Raw genomic sequence first — 3099 nt, 5'->3', positions numbered from 1 at the left:
GCTGCTCAGTTAATCTGGCCGCAACTGAACTTCGACACACCTTGGTTAACGTTTAGTCGTTTACGACCTTTACATACCAATGCTGTGATATTCGCGTTCGGAACATCAGCTCTTTTCGCTACATCTTACTATGTTGTGCAACGCACTTGCCAAGTCCGTCTATTTGCGCCTAAATTGGCCGCATTTACGTTTTGGGGTTGGCAAGCCGTTATTATTGCAGCTGCAATCACTTTACCTTTGGGTATCACCCAAAGTAAAGAATATGCAGAATTAGAATGGCCTATCGATATCGCGATTGCGATTATTTGGGTTAGCTATGCAATTGTATTTTTTGGCACAATCGCTAAACGAACAACCTCCCACATTTATGTGGCGAATTGGTTCTTTGGTGCCTTTATCATTACTGTTGCAGTACTTCACATTGTTAACTCAATGGCAGTACCAGTAAGCTTATTTAAGTCTTACTCACTGTACTCTGGTGCAGTCGATGCGATGGTTCAGTGGTGGTACGGTCATAATGCGGTAGGCTTCTTACTTACAGCTGGCTTCTTGGGGATGATGTATTACTTCGTGCCTAAACAAGCTGGTCGTCCAGTTTATTCATATCGTTTATCAATTGTTCACTTTTGGGCATTGATTGCGTTATACATCTGGGCCGGTCCTCACCACTTACATTACACTGCCCTACCTGACTGGACTCAGTCATTAGGCATGGTAATGTCATTAATCCTATTCGCACCTTCTTGGGGCGGTATGATTAACGGTATTATGACCCTGTCTGGTGCGTGGCATAAGCTTCGTACAGACCCTGTATTACGTTTCTTAGTTGTTTCATTGTCTTTCTATGGTATGTCTACCTTCGAAGGCCCAATGATGGCAATCAAAACAGTTAATGCTTTATCTCATTATACTGACTGGACTATTGGTCACGTTCACTCTGGCGCGCTAGGCTGGGTTGCAATGGTGTCTATTGGTTCTTTATATCACTTAATCCCAATTCTTTTCGGTCATGGTCGTATGTACAGCATGAAGCTGGTTAACGTTCATTTCTGGTTAGCGACTATCGGTACTGTATTGTATATCGTCAGTATGTGGATTTCAGGTGTTATGCAAGGTCTTATGTGGCGTGCGGTTAACGCAGATGGAACTCTAACTTACAGTTTCGTCGAGAGTTTAGAAGCCTCTTACCCATTCTACTTTGTACGCTTTATTGGTGGTTGTTTCTTCCTATCCGGTATGTTGCTTATGGCCTATAACGTTATTCGTACTGTTAAAGCGTCTAAAGATTCATTACCTGCTATTGCAGAAGCTTAAGGAGCCGATTCGATGAAATTTAATCATGAATTAATTGAAAAGAATGTCGGTCTGCTTGCTATCTTCACCGTTATCGCCATTAGTTTTGGTGGTTTAGTGCAGATTACTCCGCTGATATTTCAAAAAGACACAACTGAACCAGTTGAAGGTCTGATTCCGTATACAGCTTTACAAATTGAAGGTCGTGATATTTATGTTCGTGAAGGTTGTTACAACTGTCACAGCCAAATGATCCGTCCTTTACGAGCTGAAACTGAGCGCTATGGTCACTACTCTGTTGCTGGTGAGTCTGTTTGGGATCATCCATTCCAGTGGGGCTCTAAGCGTACAGGTCCTGACTTAGCACGTGTTGGTGGGCGTTATAGCGACAGATGGCATGAAGTTCATTTAAACAATCCTCGTGACGTTGTACCGCAATCAAACATGCCTGGTTTCCCTTGGTTAGCTGAAAATGTGCTAGACGGTGAACTGACCGGTGACAAGATGACTATCCTGCGTAACCTGCATAAAGGCGGCTACAAAGGTAATGATCTTTACACTGATGAAGAAGTTGCTGGCGCTAAAAAAGCGGTTGAAGGCAAGACAGAAATGCAGGCGCTGATCGCTTATTTGCAATCTTTGGGTCACGCACTCAAATAGGAGGCAATAATGGATTACGGTACTTTTCAAGGTATTTTGACCATAATTGTTATGGTGACTTTTGTGGGTATATTTTTCTGGGCATACAGTAAGCACAGCAAGTCAAAATTTGACGAAGCGGCGAACTTAGTGTTTACAGAAGAAGAACTTGCAAAAATGTCGAAAGACTCGGGAGATCAGAAGTAATGATTATGAGTAACTTCTGGAGCATTTGGATTTCTGTACTGACGATTGTGGTCATTGCTGGTTGTTTTATCCTTCTTAAGGTAGTTAATAATAACTACACTGGTGTAGAAGAAGGTAAATCGATGGGCCACAGTTTTGATGGTATTGAAGAACTGAACAACCCACTACCAAAGTGGTGGGCGTACATGTTCTACTTAACCATCGTTTTCGGTGTGATCTATTTAGCTCTATATCCAGGCCTAGGAAACTATAAAGGTCTGTTTGGTTGGACAAGTTCTAACCAAAGTATTGGCACTGACAAAGGCATTAAAGCTGACTCAGCGGCAGCGATTGAAGCAGCAAAAAATGATAACCGTTTATCACAGTATGACCGCGAAGTGGCTCACGCTGATGAAAAATACGGTCCTATTTTTGCGGCTTACTTAGCAACTCCGTTAGAAGAGTTGGTAAAAGATCCTGAAGCATTAAAAGTGGGCGGACGTTTGTTTTTACAAAACTGTTCACAGTGTCATGGTTCTGATGCTCGCGGCTCTAAAGGCTTCCCGAATCTAACAGATGACGATTGGTTATATGGTGGCGATTTAGCCACTATTAAAACCACGTTAATGAATGGTCGTAACGGTATGATGCCGCCTAAAGGTGGTTTACCTATCGAAGACAGCGAGATTAAAGGTCTAGCTGAATACGTCATAAAACTATCTGGTGGTGAACATGACGAAGCGTTAGCAGCCCAAGGTCAAGGTTCATTCATGAAAGGTTGTTTTGCATGCCATGGTATGGATGCAAAAGGTAACAAGTTCATGGGCGCGCCCAACCTAACTGATAACATTTGGTTATATGGCGGAAGCCGTGGTGTGATTGCTGAGTCTATCATTAATGGTCGTGCCGGTGTGATGCCAGCATGGAAAGACATTCTTGGTGAAGAGAAAGTTCACGTCATTACAGCTTACGTTTATAGCT

Annotated in this window: 4 protein-coding genes; all 4 read left to right on the top strand. The window is 42.8% G+C overall.

Annotated elements, in window-relative coordinates:
* The coding region (gene ccoN, locus H5185_RS21570; RefSeq protein WP_182743174.1) for a cytochrome-c oxidase, cbb3-type subunit I at positions 1–1314 on the top strand (1314 nt) is incomplete at its 5' end.
* A 12-nt stretch (positions 1315–1326) separates the two neighbouring features.
* Positions 1327–1953: a cytochrome-c oxidase, cbb3-type subunit II gene (gene ccoO / locus H5185_RS21565; RefSeq protein ID WP_124014874.1), complete on the top strand. Its 627-nt coding sequence runs from the start codon at positions 1327–1329 to the stop codon at positions 1951–1953.
* A gap of 9 nt (positions 1954–1962) precedes the next feature.
* Positions 1963–2139: a cbb3-type cytochrome c oxidase subunit 3 gene (locus H5185_RS21560; RefSeq protein ID WP_124014873.1), complete on the top strand. Its 177-nt coding sequence runs from the start codon at positions 1963–1965 to the stop codon at positions 2137–2139.
* A gap of 5 nt (positions 2140–2144) precedes the next feature.
* The coding region (gene ccoP / locus H5185_RS21555) for a cytochrome-c oxidase, cbb3-type subunit III (RefSeq protein WP_182743172.1) at positions 2145–3099 on the top strand (955 nt) is incomplete at its 3' end.

It is taken from the genome of Shewanella sp. SG44-6 (genome assembly GCF_014164185.1).
GTDB lineage: Bacteria > Pseudomonadota > Gammaproteobacteria > Enterobacterales > Shewanellaceae > Shewanella > Shewanella vesiculosa.
The sequence above is the reverse complement of the archived record's forward strand: the minus strand, read 5'-3'. Positions and strand labels throughout refer to the sequence as shown.